Raw genomic sequence first — 17363 nt, forward strand, 5'->3', positions numbered from 1 at the left:
CTTGTGTATGCGCGACAGCATTACTGTCGCGCAACAGAATTACGGCAGCGGCGGTACCGTGTTGACGAGGTTGATCGTTCCGGACGTCACCACGGTTGTCGTGGCCGGATTGAGGTTGTCGTCCGTGACGACCTGCTCGGCCGTTGGGGCCCCGGACCCACCCCGCGACAGGTTGAACGTCGAGGTGCCGGGCGAGCTCTGCTGCAGGAAGACATCGCTGCCATCCGCCGGATCGCCGTTGGAAAAATCGTTCCGCTGGGCCCCGGAACCGCCGACCAGCAGGTTGATGACGCCATTGTCGCCGGCAAGGCCCACGCCGGCGACAACATAGAGGCCGGTGAAGGCGTTCGCATCGCCGTTGCTCGTAATATTGCCCTGCACCGTGGCATTGATCGTGCTGGTGCCAGGACCCTGCGTAATTTGTATGCCCGCAGTGTCGTAATGCGTGAGCGTGTTGTTCAGGATGGCGATGGTGAACGTGCCGGCGTCCTGACTGTTGATGTCGATATCGTTGGAGCCGAGGCCGCTGCCCGAATGGGCGACACCGGCGACACCGATCGTGTTGCCCGAAATCGTGCCGTCGAACGTCGAATTGCCGCTGCCGCTGCCTTTGTTGACTTCGATGACGCTGGTCTTGATGCCGGTGCCGCCTTGTGCGGCATGCATGTCGAAGGTGTTGTTGGAGATGTCGAAGGTCACATTGCCGAGGCTGGCGATATCGACACCGAGACCGCCGCCGGCGACAATCAACGGGTGATTGTTCGTTACCGTATTGTTGTCGAACTTGATGTCCTGGTGGGTCCCTGCCGCGCCGGTCGCCGCGAGAATAGCAGCCCGTGCCGTCGTCAACGTGCTGTTGCTGACAGTCAGGTTCATCGCCGTGCTGCCGGCGTCGGCCTGGAAGTTGATGGCGTCGTTCATACCGGTGCCGTTGTTGGTCCGGCCGCCGATGGTGGAGTGGTCGATCGTCAGCCGGTTCAGCGTGCCGGTGTTGTTCTCGACCATGATCGTGTTGGTGTAGCCACCGCTGATGTTCGAATTGGTGATCGCACCGCTGCCCAGCAGGTTGGTCAGCCGGATGGCATCCTCGCCGACATTGGCGAAGGCCGCCAGCGCGTCGGCAAAGCTGTTGCTGGTGCCGTTGTTGCCGTTGATCACACTGTGGTCGAGCGTGAAGCCGGTGACGTTGTTGCCGCGGATCGCAAAGTTGCCGAAATCGTTCAGCTGCAGGCCGTTGAGCTGCACGTCCTTCGTGCCGTTGAGGAAGATACCGGTGCCTTGCGTGGTGCTGCCGTCGGCGCCGGTCTTGTTGGCGATGACACCGCCTCCGGTCGCGCCAACATTGGCGCCATTCCCCGTCACATGCAGGCCGCCATTGCCTGCTGCCGTGCCGGTATTGACCAGGATGATGCCGTTGGCCGACCCACCATTCGACGAAATGCTCTGGAACACCAGATTGCCGCCGCCGATCGACGTGTTCTCGACATCGAGCGCCGTGCCTGTGGTTGATGTGATCGTGTTGCCGGTGCCCTGCACCGTCACCGTGCCGCCACCGGTGGCGTTGAAGCCGGTGCCGCTGGTGGTGTTGATCGCCAGGCCGCCGCCCGTGAAGTTGACCGTCGCAGTACCATTGTTGGTCAGGTTGACGGCGGTGAAGGTTCCGGTGCTCAACGTGCTGTTGGCGCCGGAGAAGGTGATCGTGCCGCTGGTGTTGTTGCTGACATCGATGCCGTTGTTGAGACTGGTACCGGCACTCAGGGTTCCGCTGAAAGTAACGGTTCCACCGGTGCGGCCGCTGACCTGGACGACATTGTTGACGGGGGAGGTGGCGGTGGTCTTCGTCACGGTCGCGGCGATGGTGACGTTGCCCGAACCGCCATTGATGTCGACGCCGACGCCGGTCGGGTCATTCGTCGCGCCGATCGAGCCACCGTTCACGTTGACCGCATTGGTGTTGTTGTCGATCCTCATGCCGGCCTGACCCGTGTCGTTGATCGTCACCGTCGAGAAGGTCACCGCGCCGTTGGCGCCACTGAGGAAAATGCCGTTGTCGGCGGTCGCCGCGATCGTCGCCGAGGTGAAGTTGAATGCCGCGCTGGAGCCGTTGATCTCGATTCCGTCGCCGCTGGTCGTGGTGCCGGCAACGCTCAACGCGCCGCCGTTGAAGGTACCGCCGCTGACCCCGGTCAGATTGATCGCGTCAAGGCCCGTAATCGAGGCGGTCGACTGCAGCGTGGCGAAAGTGACGCCACTGCCGCCGATGGCCACGCCGTTCCAGTTCAGGATCTGGCCGCCCGCTGTCGTTTGCACGGTATTGCCGCTGCCCGTCACGTTGACCGTGCCACCACCAGTTGCATTGAAGCCGATGCCTGAGGTGGTGTTGATCGCCAGGCCACCATTGGTGAAGTTGATCGTGGCGCCGGTGTTGGTCACCAGATTGACCGCCGTAAAGGCACCCGTGGTCAGCGTCTTGGTGCCGCCGTTGAAATTGAAGGTGCCGCCCGTGTTGGCATGGACGAAGATGCCGTTGTCGAAACCGCCAGTGGCAGTGAGATTGCCGGCCAACGTGATCGTGCCGCCGGTGACCCCGGATATATCGACGATCTTGCCTGCCGCCAGGGTTTTGCTGATCGTGCCGTTGTAAGTGACGTTTGAAGTACCGCCGGCGACAAGGAAGCCGACGCCGGTCGGGTTTGTGATCGAGGCATTGCTGCCGAAGGTGAAGGTGCCGCCCGAGCCGTTGAGGATGTCGACGCCGGCATCGCCGCCATTGAGCGTCGTCGTGCCGTTGAAATTGTAGGTGCCGTCGGCATTGTCGAACTGCAGGCCGGTGCCGTTGGTCGCCGACAGCGTGCCGGTCTGGAAAGTGATCGTGCCAGTGGCGTGGCCGCCCGAAACGCTGACCAGGGCCGCGTTGTTCGCCTGGGCGATGTTGCCACTGTAGGTGACACTTGCCGTGCCGCCAACCACATTGAACGCGGTGCCGGTCGGGCTGGTGATCGAGGTGCCGGTGCCGAAGCTGAACGTGCCGCCCGACCCGTTGAGGATATCGATGCCGGCATCGCCGCCATTCAGCATCGTCGTACCATTGAAATTGTAGATGCCATCGGCATTGTCGAACTGCAGGCCGGTGCCGCTGCCCGCGAAAAGTATGCCGGCTTGGAAGGTGATCGTGCCGGTGGCGTGGCCGCCCGAAATGCTGACCATGGCCTGACCGGGCGTGCCTTGCGTGATGTTGCCGCTGTAGGTGACGGCGGCGGTGCCGCCGACCACGTTGAAAGCCGTGCCGCTGGGGCTGGTGATCGAGACGCCGGGGCCGAAGCTGAAGGTGCCGCCCGATCCGTTGAGGATGTCGATGCCGGCATCGCCGCCAGTCAGCGTCGTCGCGCCGTTGACCGTATTGAAATTGTAGCTGCCATCGGCATTGTCGAATTGCAGGCCGGTGCCATTGGTCGCCAACAAATTGCCGGTGTTGAAGGTCAGCGAGCCGGTGTTGCCGCTGGAAACGCTGACCAAGGCGGCGTTGTTCGCCTGGGTGATGTTGCCGGCATAGGTGACGGTGGCCGTGCCGCCGACGACATTGAACGACGCGCCCGTGGCACCGCTCAGTGCGCCGGAGCCGAGGCCGACCGTGCCGGTGACATTGGTCAGGCTGACATTGTTGGTGCCGCCGCCCGACGAGGTCGTATCGAGCGCGATGGTGGCGGCAACGCCCGAGAGATTGATCGCCTGGCCGCCGGTCGAATTGACCGTCTCGGCGGCAGCGGAGGCAGTGATGCCCATCGTGCCACCGGTTCCGACAATTCCGGTGCCGCTGGTGGTGTCGATGGTCAGGCCGTTGACGAAGCTGGTCGTGCCGCCGCTCTGCGAGAGACCGATGCCGGCAGCCGTATCGATGTTGGCGAGGCCGGTGACGTTGAGCGTACCGGTTGCGACACGGATGCCGCCGCCGGTCGTCAGGTGGTTGTCGATCGTCATCGTGTTGAAATTGAAGGTGCCGGTGTTGGTGTTGATGGCATCGATGCCGAAGGCCGACGTACCGGTAATCGTCGTCGCGCCCGTGACGGTGAAGGTGCCGGCAACGCCGTCGAAGATGATGCCGCTGGCGCCGCCGCTGGCGGTGACGCTCGCAAATGTCATGTTGACGGCAAGCGGATCGAGATTGAATGCCGTGCCCGCCGTGGTGTCGACCACACCGCCGGTGTTGTTCAGCGCGAAGGTCGTGCCCGCGCCCTTGGTGTTGACCACCAGGCCGGTGCCGTTGTTGTTGGCGATGTCGAGCGTGGTGAAGTTCAAGGTGCCGGTCGGGTTGATGAAGCTCAGGCCGTCGCCCTGGACGCGTGTGCTGGGTGTGCTGGGCGTTCCGACCGTCAGCGTGCCGCCCGCCGCGTTGCCGAAATTGACATTGCTGAACAGGATACCGCCGCCGGTGCCATTGCCGGTCACCGTGTTGCCGGCAAACGAATTGACCAGGATGGAATTCGTGGTCGAGGACAGGTTCTGGCCGCTGAGCGAGACGGCCACCCCGGCGCTGGTGCGCTGGAAGATGTTGCCGTCGATGCCAAGCTGCAGCATGTCGACCGTGCCGCCCGTCGTGCCGAGGCTGAGCGCCGCGCCGCCTGCGGTGATGTCGTTGTTCCTCAGCACGAAACTGGAGGCCAGCCCGGCATTGACGAAAATGCCGGCGCCGCTGCCGCTGTTGATGGCCGTGACGTTCTGGACGCCGGCGGTGATGGTGCCGGTTCCGGTCGTCGGCAGGTTGATCGTCGCGCCGGCGCCGTTGCTGGCCAGGATCGGCCGTGAATTGTCGAGGCCGCCGGGGTTCGAAACGACCGTCGATGCCTGGATGGTGGTGAAGTGGAAGGAGGCCGGCGCGCCGAGGCCGCCACCGACGCCGAGCTGCGCGACGTCGATCCCCGAATCGCCGCTCTTGAACGAGATCACCGCTTGCCCGTCCTTGAGGTCGAGCGAGCTGTTGCCGATGTTGATGGTCGCCTGGTTCGTGTCGACGTTCTTGTCGATCAGCACGAAGACATTGGCGGTGGACAGTTCCGCATTCGCGACGCTGCCCGGATTGGCGAAGCTGCCGTCGCCAGTTCCGACGGCGTCGATGTAGTAGACCCTGATCGCCTGCAGGTTCGACGTGTCGCCGGTGAAATTGACGTCGTTGAAATTGTAGCTGCCGTTGGTCGGCAAACTGTCGGTAGCATGGATGACCTGGCCGCCGCCGAAGGTCGCGATCGACGATTCGGCCGGAGCCTGGCCGTCGCCGAACACCAGCTGGGCATTGGTGGTGCTGGAGAACTGGACGCCCTGCGCGACATTGCTGATGGTCGAGGTCTGGCCTCCCGGACCGGGATTGTTGTTGACGAGGTCGCCGAGCTGGATCGTGCCCACGCCCGTCGTGCCGGCCATGTCGATGCCGAGCGTGCCGGCAAAACCGCCGCCGGCGACATCGAAATCGCTGGCCGAGATAAGGCTTGTGCCGAGAGCCGCTCCATTGAGATCGAGGCCGATGGCGTTCTGGGCGCCCAGCCCGATGTTGAGGCGGACGGCGCTCAGCGACGTACCCAACGTGCCGGAAATGTCGACGCCACGCGAGGTAATGCCCAGCAGGTCGACGACGCCGAGATTGATGACGCCGCCACCGCCGACATTGTTGAGCGCGATGCCGGTCGCCGCGCCATTGACGGAGACCGAGCTGAAGTTGAGGCCGCCCGCACCGATCGTCGCGCCGTCGAGCTTGAGCGCGGTTCCGGTCGTCGTGGCGATGGTGTTGTTGAGGCCGGTGATGCTGACCGTGCCGGCGCCGAAGGTGCTGGCGGTGAAGCCGGCGCCGCTGGTGGTGGTGATGCCGAGGCCACCGCCGGTGAAAGACAGTGTGCCGGTGCCGATGCCGGCGGCCTTGAAGACACCATTGTTGGCGAAGGTGCTGAACGTCTTCGACGTGCCGGAGAAGGTGATCGTGCCATCCGAGAAGCCGTCGACCGCGACGCCGGCGCCGCCACTATGCGCAATGGTGCTCGAAATCGTGTACGTCCCATCGGCTCCGGCGAAGTCGAAGGCCGTCGAGGTCGTGGTCGACGTGACCGAGCCGCCGAGATTGAGGGTGGCCAGGTCGGAGAAGGTGACGCCCACCACGCTGCCGGCGAACGCACTGCCGCCGCTGACGTTGATCGAGCCGTTGTAGTTGAGCGTACCACCGGTGTTGCCGTCGAGCGCAATGGCCCGGTCGATGGTGCTTGTCGTCGCACCGATGCTGGCACTGCCGGTGTTGCCGCCAATGTTGACGGACCCACCCATCACGCCATTGAACGAAATCCCGGTCGAGCCGCCGTCGATGGTCAGGCTGGAGCCGGCGACATTGGCGATGTTCACCGTGCCGAGCTGGCCACTGAAATTAAGACCAATCCCGGTAACGTCGATATTGGTCGTTCCGGTGAAGTTGACGGACTTGCCCACGGCGTTGGTCACGCCGAACACCGTGACGCCCATTGCGCCCGTATTGGTCAGGCCGCCGATGTTCACATTGCCGGCGAGGTCGACGCTGTTCAGCACCACACCGCCGCCACCACCGGTGGCTACCGACGTGATGCTGTCGAAGGCGATGCCGCCAGCGCCGATGTTGGTAACAGCCGCCAGCAGTCCGTCACCGCCGGAAGCGATAGTGTTGCTGGTGCCGGTTACAGTGAGGCTGCCGTTACCGATGCCAAGGCCGTTGCCGACGGTGAGCGCGACGAAGCCCGCCCCGGTCGTCGTCGTGATGTCGAGGCCGCCACCGCTGAAGTCGATCTTGCCATCCGGATTGCCGGTCAGGCTGACGGCATCGGTCGCGCCTGACTTGATCTGCTTGCTGCTGCCGGAGAAGGTGACCGTTGCCGCGGTGCCGTTGTCGATGCTGGCAACGACGATGTTGCCGCCAGCCGTGGCATTGCCGTCGGTCAGATTGCCCGACAGCGTCACCGAACCGCCGGTGAGTTCCTGGATCGAAACCGCCGCACCGGTGCCGTTGCTGGCGATGGTGCCACCATAGGAGATGACCGCGTTGCCGCCGCTCAAATTGGTGGCCGAGCCGACATTGAAGGCGGCGCCCGCGCCGGTGTTGGTCAGCGTGCCGGTGCCAAGGTCGAGCGTGCCGGTCAGGTTCTGCAGATTGATGCCGCTGCCGGCGGCGAAGCTGGCGCTGACCGACGTGAAGCCGCCGCTGACGCTGGCGTTGCTGATGCTGACGCCGGTGCCGTTGGTGGTGGTGACATTGTTGACGCCGGTGAGCGCCACCGCGCCGCGGTCGGCGGAGAAGCCGGTGCCGCCGCTGTTCTGGATCGAGAGGCCGCCAGAGAAGGTCAGCGTGTCGGTGCTGCCGGCCGCGCGCTGCCATATGACGCCGCCGCCGGTGGCATTGGTGATCGAGACCGCGCCGGCAAAAGTCACCGATGTCGCGACGAGGCTGCCGTTTTGGATCTGGATGGCGTTGGACGTCGTGCCGTCGATGGTCACCTTGCCGTTGAACAGCAGCGTCGGTGAAGTGGCCATGTTGGAGAGATAAATGCCGTTCTGGCCGCCGCCGCTCGAATTGATGGCGCCGAACTGCGCCGAGCCGCCCGAGCCGTTTTCAATCCTTGTGTTGGCAAACGAGATCGCCGGCTGGCCGGTGGTCGTCACCGTGTTGCCGGCCGCGCCGAAGAACAGCGTGCCGAGGAAATCGGAGTGCAGGCCTTCGGCCTGGACGGTGTTGACGGTGACGACGCCGGAGAAGCCGGCGCGGTTGCCCGTGCCGATCTGCGCGAGCAGAGCATCGCTGCGGCTCGCGAGCGCGCCGGTGCCGTCGATGTTGAGCGTGGCCGTGCCGAAGTCGACGCTGCTGTTGGCCGCGCCGCTGACATAGAGACCAACCGCGGTAGCGGTGCCCCCCGGATCAAATGTCGAATTGGTTGCGGTCTTGACCGCGACATTGGTTGTGTCGAATTTGAGATCGCCGGCAGCAGCGCCCAGGACCAGGCCATAGCCGCCGACGCGGTTCGTCGATGTGCCGGCGATAAAGGTGCCGCCGTCGACCTGGTCGATGCCGGGGGTGGCCGCATTGGCGTCGAAAACGACGGTCTGCAGCGAGAAGCCGCCGACTTCGCCCTTGTTGCCCAGAAGCGTGATGTCGGAGAAGGCGCTAACCTTCAGGGTGCCGGTGCCGGCCGTGCCGTTGACCGAAGCGATGGCGCCGCCTGTGGCCGAGAGGACCAGATTGGACAGCGCGACCTCGCTGTTGGCCACGCCGTCAACGAGCGACAGCGCACCGCCGCCGCCACCGGCGATCGTCGCCCGGTTGAGCACGACTTCGGTGATGGCGGTGCCGGACACGCCGATGCCGGTGCCGGTATTGCTGATGATGACGTTGTCGATGCTGGCGCGGCCGGTGAAGTCGACCGTGTTGCCGCTCGCCGTCGTCAGCGTCGGCAGCACGCTGTCGACACCGGCCGGCGCGTCGATGATGCTCGACGAATTGATGTTGCTGAATTTGAAGTTGCCGCCGAGCACGCCGCCAACGCCGCCATAGGGCGCGGTGTCGATGGAATCGCCGGCCTTGAGGCCGATCAGGATCTGGCCGTCGGCGAGGTTGAGCGTCTTGTTGCCGGCGCCGGTCTGCTGCGCCAGCATCATGTTGATCAAATTGCTGGTGCCGTTCACCGACGTGTCGATCAGCGCAATGATCTTGGCGCCCGACGCTTCGGCGCCGGCGATCGAGCCTGGATTGTCGGCCGTGCCGTCGCCGGTGCCGTTCTGGTCGACATAATAGATGGTCGATCCCTGCGCTTCGGAGATGTCGCCGATGAAGCCGCCATGGGCGCCGTCGACATCTTTGAAATTGTAGGTGCCGGCCGTCGGGAAGCCGCCGGTCGAATTCAGGATGTCGACCGCCTTGATCGTCGACAGCTTGTCGGCCACGCCTTCGCCGTCGCCATAGATGAAATTGACCGCGGTCGTGCTGCTGAACTGGAAGCCGATGCCGGGGCCATTGCCGCTGCCGCCGATGGTGGACGAGACCCCAGTGGCGGGGTTACCGGGATCGCCGAGCTGGATGGTGCCGGTGCCGGTGGTGTTGGACAGGTTGACCGCCGTCGTGCCGGTCGAGCTGTCGCTGGTCAGGTCGAAACCGCGCGCGGTGATGGTGCCGTTGACCACGGCATTGGCGAAGCTGATGCCGGTCGTGTTGTCCGCTGAAAGCGCTATGTCGAGATCGGCGAAACTGACCGTGCCGGACGTGGTGCCCGAGAAAAGGATAGCCGAACCGCCGCTGGCGTTCACCAATGTCGAGCCATTGAACGCGACCGTGCCGGACGTATTCGTCAACTCCACGATTGTCGGGCTGGAGCCCTCGATGATCACGTTGCCGCCAAAGGTGGCATGGCCGGCGATGTTGGAGAGCAGCAGGCCGCCAAATATGCCGTCTGTAACGTAAAGCGGTTCGTTGACGTTGAGGGTTGCCGCCGCGCCAAGTCCGTTGACGATTGCGCTACCGCCGCCCGTCGCGCTCAGGGCACTGTTCGAGAAGGTGATTGTGCCGCCGGTCGGCGCCGCGTTTGTGCCGATCTCAAACAGATTGCCTGTACCGGTCGAGTTGACGTTGCCCGTGAAAGTCACGGAGCCACCGGTGATGCCGTCGATAATGACGGCTGTACCGGGGTCGTTTGCCGAGCTGGAAATATCGGCCGAGATGGTGATGGCCGCGTTCCCGCCGGAGATGACGACGCCGTTGCCTGTGCCGGAATTGTCGACGGTGCCGCCAATGCCGATCGTGCCGGTGTTGCCGGTCAGACTGACATCGGTGCCGTCCACAGCGGTCGTCACCAGATTGGCGATGGCGAAATTCGCCGACGAAGCGTTGATCGCAAGGCCGCCGATGCCGGCAGCAGTGCCGTTGACCCTGACATCGCCGGCGGAGAACGTGCCGCCCGAGACGATGTTGAAATTCAGCGCCGTGTTAGTCGTGACGCCGGTGGAGATGCTGTCGAACGACACGCCACCGGAGCCGATGGTGACGCCGTCGAGGTTGATCGCCTGGCCGGTGCCGGTAGTAATCGACTCGGTACCCGCGGCCGCGACATTGACCGTGCCGCCGCCGCTGGCGTTGAAGCCGATGCCGGTCGTCGTGGTGAGGTTGAGCCCGCCGTTGAAGCTGATCGTGCTGCCGGTGTTGTTTGTCAGGTTGATCGCGGTGGCAGCACCTGTGCTGGCGGTGATCGCGCCGCCGAACGTGGCGCTGCCGCCGTTCAGGAAGGAGACCCTCACCGCGCTTGCCTGGCTGGTCTGGTTGATGGTGCCGTTGTAGGTGACGTTGGCCGATGAATTGGCGATGGAGAAGGCGCTGCTGCCGGTGTTGGCGATCGAACTCCCGGCCCCGAAGGTGAAGGTTCCGCTCGAGCCGGTGACGACGGAGACGCCAAGGCTGGCGCCGGTGATGTCGAGATCGTCGAAAGTGGCCGTGCCGTCAAAATTGTTGGCGAGCAGCGCGACATTGGCGGCGCCGGTAATCTTCGTGTTGCCGGTGAAATTGACGGTCGCACTTGAATCGACAAGCGCGATGCCGGTTTGGCTCGCGCTCTGGATGGTCAGGTTGTTGACGTTGACGATGCCGGTGGTGCTGTCAAGCAAAAGGCCGACCGTGGCAGCGCTGATCGTCACGCCGCCGATAGTCGCGCCGCTGCTGCCCGTTCCGTCGATCGCAAAGCCGGAGCTGCTGACCGTCAGGTTCTTGACGAGGTTGCCGTTGGCAAGATCGACGGTGTTGCCCGCGGTGTTGCTGAGCGTTGCGCCGCCGAAGCCGAACGGATCGGCCTGCGTCGTGCCGGTCACAATGTTGGTGCCGGTGACATTGGCGGGCGGCGCGCCCAGCGTGACGGTGCCGCCATTGGCGAAGGAAACGATCGACTGGCCGTTGGCCAGCGTGAAGCCGTCGGCGTCGGTGTCGGTGGTCTGGACGCTCGCCGTCTTGACCAGAACGAAAATCGTGCTGGCAGCGGTGGTCAGCTTGTCCGCCGCCGCCGCATTGATCAGATTGTTGGCGCTGGAGCCATCGCCGAGGCCCGTGCTGGTCGCGCCGACATAGATGACATTGGCGACGTCGTAGAGCTGCGGCCCGTTCAGCACCGTGCCGTTGAAGGCATAGGTGCCGCTGCCCGGGTTCAGGCCGCGCATGTCGAGCGAAGCCGTCGTCCCGGTGATCGACGCGCCGCCGGCCGCGCCGAACGAGAAGGCGGTGTTCGCGCTGGTTGCGGCCGCGCCATTGCTGCCCATCTGCACGCCGGTGCCGGCCGAGATGGTGCCGGTGCCGATCGTCACCGAGCCGCCGGTGGTGCCGGAAAGATCGATGCCGGTCGAACTGCCGGCGCCGGCGATGTCGAGCGAGGTGGCGGTGAAGGTCGAGCGGCTACCCGAAAGGTCGAGCCCGGTTCTGCCGGTGGGCAGGCCGGTGATGTCGATGTTGCCGAAGCCGATCGTGCCGTTGATACCCGAAACGTCGATGCCGTTCAGGCCCGGCTGGCCGATACTCACATCGCCGAACGTTACGGCGCCGGAATTGCCATTCAGCGCGATGCCGTTGCCGCCAGGGGACGTGATGGTGACCGTGCCGCCGAAATGCTCCGTCGCCGCGCTGGCGCTGATCGAGAGTCCGTCAGCCGTGGTGTTGGCGATCGTCGTCGCGCCGGAAACGGTGAAGGTGCCGCTGACGCCGGAAAGGCTGATACCGGTCGTGCCGCCGGTCTGGCTGAGGCTCGCCAGCGTGACGCCAAGCTGGATGTTGGTTGCCGAGAAGGCCGAGGTACCGTCGCCGGAAATCGTCCCGCCCGTCGTCGACAGTTTGCCGGCACCCGTCGAGGTAGCGCTGACGCCATTGCCGCCATTGCCGGTCGCGTTGAGCGTCCCGAAACCGTAGGTTCCATTGCCGTTGATCAGCAGGCCGTTGCCGGTGTTGTTCGACAGCGTCGTCGTACCGGTGAAATTGTAGGTGCCGCCGCCCTGGATCGACAGGCCGGCGCCACCATTGTTGCTGGAATTGAGGTTGCTGGCGGTGACGCTGTTGGTGCCGTCGAACAGCAGGCCATCGAGACCGGCGCCCGCAACACTCAGGCCGGAGATCGTGACATTGCTGACACCGCTGCCGTGGACGCCGTTGGCGCTGCCGCCGGCGATGTTGAAATCGAGCAGTGAGCTGTTGTTGGCCAGGGTGACGACATCGCCGCTGCCAGAATCGGTCAGCGTCGCCGCGCCGCCCGCATCCGAGATGGCGCTGGTGTGCGAAATATTGTCGCCGGTCACATTGACCGGGATGCCGCCGAGCGAGAATGTCCGCCCGTTGCCGAACGAGGCCAGTGTCTGCCCGGCGCTCAGCGAGAAGCCGCCGGCGGCGTCGATGGCCGTGCCGCGATTGACCAGCACGAAGATCGCGTCGGCAGCGGTGTTGGCATCGGCCGTCGCGATCGAGGCCAGGTCCAGCAGCGAGGAGCCGTTGCCCGAGCCGGTCGCGGAGGCGCCGACGAAGATCACATTCTGCGTGTCGAACAGCTGCGGGCCGGTGAACGTGGTCGCGCCGAACGCGTAGTGGCCGAGCGTCTGGTTGAGCCCGCGCGCATCGAGCGACGCGCTGATGCCGGCAATGGAACCGCCGCCGAAGGTAAACGCGGCATTGGCCGAATTGGCCAGCGAGCCGGCAACGCCGAAGCGCACGCCGGTGTCGACGCCTGCGATCGCACCGCCATTGGTGATGACGATCGTCGCCCCGCCCGCGCTCGGCGCTGAGAGATCGATGCCGATCGAGCCGGCGGCACCGGTGCCGGTGATGTTGAGCGACTGCGCGGTGAAATTGGTCTGGCTGCCGGAGAAGTCGAGGCCGGTGCCGACGCCGAGGCCCGAGATGACGATGTTGCCGGCGACCACCGCCGCATTGACGCCGGCAAACGAGATGCCGTCGCCGACGGGTGCCGAGATGGCGATATCGCCGAAGCGGATCGCCGCCGGCGAATCGGAAATGGCGATCGCCGGTCCGCTCGTGTTCGAGATCGTCGTCGCACCGTTGACGGTGAAGCTGCCCGAGACATGATCGAGCACGACGCCCGATGTGCCGCCGGCCTGGGTGATCGAATCCAGCACCACATGCGCGGTGATCGGATCGATGAAGACGGCGGTGCCGCCATTGCCCGACACGGTGCCGCCGGTGGTGGTGAAGCTGCCCGATGTCGAGGTGCCCTGCACGGTTATGCCGCGGTCGGCATTGTCCTTGGCGTTGAGCGTCGCGAATGTGTAGGTGCCATGGCCGGTGGCATCGAGCCCGTCGTCGCCATTGCCCTGCAACAGCGTCGTGCCGGTGAAATTGTAGGTGCCGTCGCCTTCGATGTGCAGGCCGTCGAGGCCGTTGCCGGTCGAGGTGAAATTGGAGCCGGTGATGCCGGTCGAGGTGCCTGTGAAGTCGGCGCCATTGCCACCGGCTCCCGTCACCGTGACATTGGTCAGCGTGGCACCGGTGATGTTGTTGCCGAAAATGCCGTCGGCGCCACCGGTGATGGTGATGCCGCTCAGCGTGTTGCCATTGCCGAGCGTGATGACGTTGTTGGCCGGATTGGTGTCCTGGATCGTGCCGTTGCTGCCGCCCAGGTTGAAGGTGCCGGTACTGCCGTTGAACAGCCTCGCGGTGACGCTTCCGCCACCGCCGATGATGGTCTGGCCATTGGCAAGCGTCACGCCGCCGGTGGTGATGTTGCCACTGCCGCCAAGCGCGACGATAAAGCCTTTGGCGCCGGCACTGGTCACCGCATTGTCCAGCGTCGTCGGGTCGCCGAGCGCTCCGGTGCCGAGCGGGTTGTTGTGGCCATCGGTGAAATAGAACTTGCCGAAGGCCGCGTTGGTGGCGGCGTTGATGGCGACGCGCGTCGTCGAGCCGCCGCTCACGTCCTGCGACTGAATCCTGACGCCGACATCGCCGCGCACGCGTTCGTTGACGCGTTTGCGCAGGCCTTCGCTGACAGGATAGACCGGCTCCGGTCCGCCGTCGGCCCCATTGTCGGCATTGTCCGAACCATGGCCGGGATTGAACGGGATGTTCAGCCGGACGCTGCCGGCAAACTGGGTGTGGTCGCGATTGTCGTCGCGGACCTCGCCGGCGAAGACCAGCGAGGTGTTGCTGCCGAAGACGTCGCCGATCGTATATTCGAACCCGGCCTTGGCGCCGGTGACGCTGTGGTCGTCGCCGTGCGGATCCTCGAAGTGATAGGCGCCGATATCCACCCGCAGCGAATGCTTGTCGGGCAGGTTGATCGGCACCTGCGCGCCGACCTCGCCCTCGATGCCCCACGCCGCGTATTGGCGATGATCGAGCACCGAGACCTGCTCGAGCAGCTGGTTTCCGACCATCGACAGGGTCGAGCTGGTCGAGCGATCGCTGTAGTCGCCCTTGATCGGCAGATAGACGTTCACATGCGCGTCGAAATGCGGCGTGATCGCCTCGGCGCCGAGCGTGGCTGATGTGAACTGGTTGCTGTTGAAGTTCTCGACATTGAGATAGGCGTAGCCGCCGATCATCAGGTCGGGGTTGACGATGCGGCGAATGCCGAGGCCGACGTCCTGGCCGAAACCGTCCTTGAAATCGTGCTTGGCCCGGACATCCAGGAACAGCACTGATTCGGCCGTCTGCTTGAGCGGGATGAACCCTTCCAGCGCTGCATTGCCGCCATTGTTGTCGGCACCGATGATGGCGCGCACCTGCGGCTGCCACAGCCCGTTCGGGTCGGCATGGGCAGCCATGCCCGAAAGGCCGAGCGCCAGCGTCGTCAGCGCCGTCGTCTTCCAAAGCTGTCTGGCAATTTGCGAACGGCGATAGCCGGCGCGCACGCGGAAATCCTCCCCACGCGCCATCGTCCCACCACCCAGCCGAGTGCCCTCGGTTTTTCCCATCCCTGGCGAGTCCCTTGGGACTGCACGTCCCGCGTGTGAATTGTTACGCGAATTGTATTGTTTAGCGAGCCCTGATTCTTTTGAGGTCTGCGATTCTTCGCCAAAATTCTTTGTTGTGGCAGGAAAGTCACAACAACTTTCCCGGCTTGCTTAGCCGGTGCGCAGCTTCCTGACGAGCCTCGAGTATTGTATCAAGGCCTTGCCGGAAACGGCTTTCGAGGCGCGAGGAAGACATGCAGGATAAGGACCACAACGCATTTGCTTCAGCCCGCGACGTCGGGTTTCGGCGGATCATCCGGCTCGGCATGCTGGCGTTGGTCCTGTCGGCTGCTGGACCGGCCCTTGCCGAAGATGCCAAGCCGGCACAGCCAAAGCCTGCCGATGCCAATCCGTGGGCGGTGAACTGCTCCAGCGGCTCGGCGAACGCCGAGCTTCAATGCCAGGTGTCGCAGAACCTGACCGAATCCAAGTCCGGACAGCGCGTGCTGACGGTGACCGTGCGGCGCGACAGCGGCAATGGCGGCCTGGCCATGCTGCTTGCCCTGCCGCACGGGCTGTTCCTGCCGTCCGGCGCCTCCTTCCAGATCGACCAGGGCCAGAAGACGACCCTTGCCATCCAGACCAGCGACCAGAACGGCGCCTATGCCGCCACGCCGCTGTCGGCGGACCTCATCAAGGCCATGAAGTCGGGAACCAATCTGAACATCGGCATGGAATCGGTCACCCGCAAGCCGGTCACCATTCCGGTGTCGCTGGCCGGTTTCAAGGCGGCCGTCGCCAAGCTGGAATCGATCAAGTAGCGGGTTCGTTCGCTGTTTCTTGCAGCCAGGGCAATCACCTCAGACCATCAACGACAGTTTCCTGGTTGTAGCGGAGACAATCGCCGAAGTCGGCACCGCCCCTCATCGCCCTGCCGGGCACTTCTCCCCGTATAGTGACGGGGAGAAGGGGCTGACCGCAACGACGGCGCCTTTTCTACAGCGCTGACAATTGGCGAAATCATCTATGAGAGCGCCCTCTCCCCGTCCCTATACGGGGAGAGGATGCCGGCAGGCAGGTGAGGGGCAGCGCCAACGTCCGGATGCACACCCCGCAGCCGCCGCTTGCCCGGCATCTTGCCGCTTGATTGTCGACACCCGGAATGCTCCGTTGCCACCTCTGATATCCGGAGACCATCAATGACAGGCTTTGTCGACCGCGAGCGTGCGACGCAACTGATGGACCGCGCCGGCATCGCGGCGCTGGTGCTCAGCGCGCCCGAAGCGTTCCACTATGCGACCGGTGCCTGGATCGGCCCGGCGGGACTGTTCCGGCGGGCGGGCGCCGGCTTTGTCGTCATCCCGGCTGGCCAAGACCTGCCGCTCGGCATCGTGGTGGCGGATTTCAACATGGCACAGCTGCAGGCGGCAATGCCGGACGCCATGGTCCGCAGCCATCCGATCTGGATCGAATCCGCGACGCTCGATGCCTCGACATCCGCCCATGCGCTGGCGCAGCGCATAGAGGCAGGCCTGACTTCGTCCGGTCGAGCGCCTGATTTTTCCCGGCCGGCGACGTTCGAGCTGGCCAATTCCGTCCGTGAGCTGAAGCATATCCTCGCCGGGTTTGGGCTCGACCATGCGACGATCGGCGTCGATCTCGATTTCATTGCCGCCGCCGATTTTTCCATCATGCAGGCGATGCTGCCGGGCTGTTCGATGGTCGACGGCGCGCCGCTTTTGGACAGGCTGCGGGCGGTGAAATCGCAACGCGAAATCGACCTGCTCCAGCAGGGCATCATCCTGTCGGAGGCCGGGCTGGAGCGGCTGCAGGTCGATGCCATGGCCGGCATGCGCCAGGCCGATCTCGTTACCCTCTACCGGGACAGCGTTGCCACGGCAGCTGCGGGCCTGTCGCATGCGGTCACAACCGCCGAATATGTGACGCTGGGCGCCCGGGCCAAAGGCGCCGATGCGAAGGCGGTTCCCGGCGATCCGCTGAAGTGCGACATGGTCTGCACCGTCGGCGGCTACGCCTCCGACATGTCGCGCAACTTCACCTTCGGGCCGCCATCCCCCGAGCAGGCCGAGCTGCATGCGATCGCCGAGCAGGCCTTCGAGGATGGGCTGGCCGAGCTCGTCCCCGGCACCTCGCTGGCCCAAGTGCATCGCGTCGCCACCGACAGCCTGGCCCGGCAAGGGCTGCGCTCCTATCGCCGCGGCCATTTCGGCCATGGCGCCGGCCAGTCGGTGTTCTCAGAGCAATGGCCGTTCATCGCGGCCGGCAGCGAAGTTTTGATCGAAGCCGGCATGGTGCTGGCCTTCGAGATCCCGCTCTACATTGACGGTCTCGCCAGCTTCAACCTCGAGGATCAGTTCCTGATCACAAGGGATGGGCCAGTGGCGATGAATCGGTTGCCTAGGCGGCTGGAGAGGATTGGATAGCGA

Annotated in this window: 3 protein-coding genes; 2 read left to right on the forward strand and 1 reads right to left on the reverse strand. The window is 64.6% G+C overall.

Annotated features, from left to right (window positions below):
* Positions 1-39: 39 nt before the first annotated feature.
* Positions 40-14937 (reverse strand): inverse autotransporter beta domain-containing protein, encoded by a 14898-nt coding sequence (locus BPNPMPFG_RS21835; RefSeq protein ID WP_258590734.1) that lies wholly within the window; start codon positions 14935-14937, stop codon positions 40-42.
* A 233-nt stretch (positions 14938-15170) separates the two neighbouring features.
* Between BPNPMPFG_RS21835 and BPNPMPFG_RS21840 the strand changes: the two genes are divergently transcribed.
* Both BPNPMPFG_RS21840 and BPNPMPFG_RS21845 read left to right on the forward strand, forming a co-directional pair.
* A complete protein-coding gene (locus BPNPMPFG_RS21840) occupies positions 15171-15737 on the forward strand; it encodes an invasion associated locus B family protein (RefSeq protein ID WP_258590735.1) in 567 nt (188 codons plus the stop codon).
* 378 nt (positions 15738-16115) lie between these two features.
* Positions 16116-17360: a M24 family metallopeptidase gene (locus tag BPNPMPFG_RS21845; protein ID WP_258590736.1), complete on the forward strand. Its 1245-nt coding sequence runs from the start codon at positions 16116-16118 to the stop codon at positions 17358-17360.
* Positions 17361-17363: the final 3 nt, after the last annotated feature.

This window comes from Mesorhizobium sp. AR07, from assembly GCF_024746815.1.
Lineage (GTDB): Bacteria > Pseudomonadota > Alphaproteobacteria > Rhizobiales > Rhizobiaceae > Mesorhizobium.

Coding starts and splice junctions, on each gene's coding strand:
- BPNPMPFG_RS21835 (WP_258590734.1), bottom strand. CDS start 14,937: ATGGGAAAAACCGAGGGCACTCGGCTGGGTGGTGGGACGATGGCGCGT.
- BPNPMPFG_RS21840 (WP_258590735.1), top strand. CDS start 15,171: ATGCAGGATAAGGACCACAACGCATTTGCTTCAGCCCGCGACGTCGGG.
- BPNPMPFG_RS21845 (WP_258590736.1), top strand. CDS start 16,116: ATGACAGGCTTTGTCGACCGCGAGCGTGCGACGCAACTGATGGACCGC.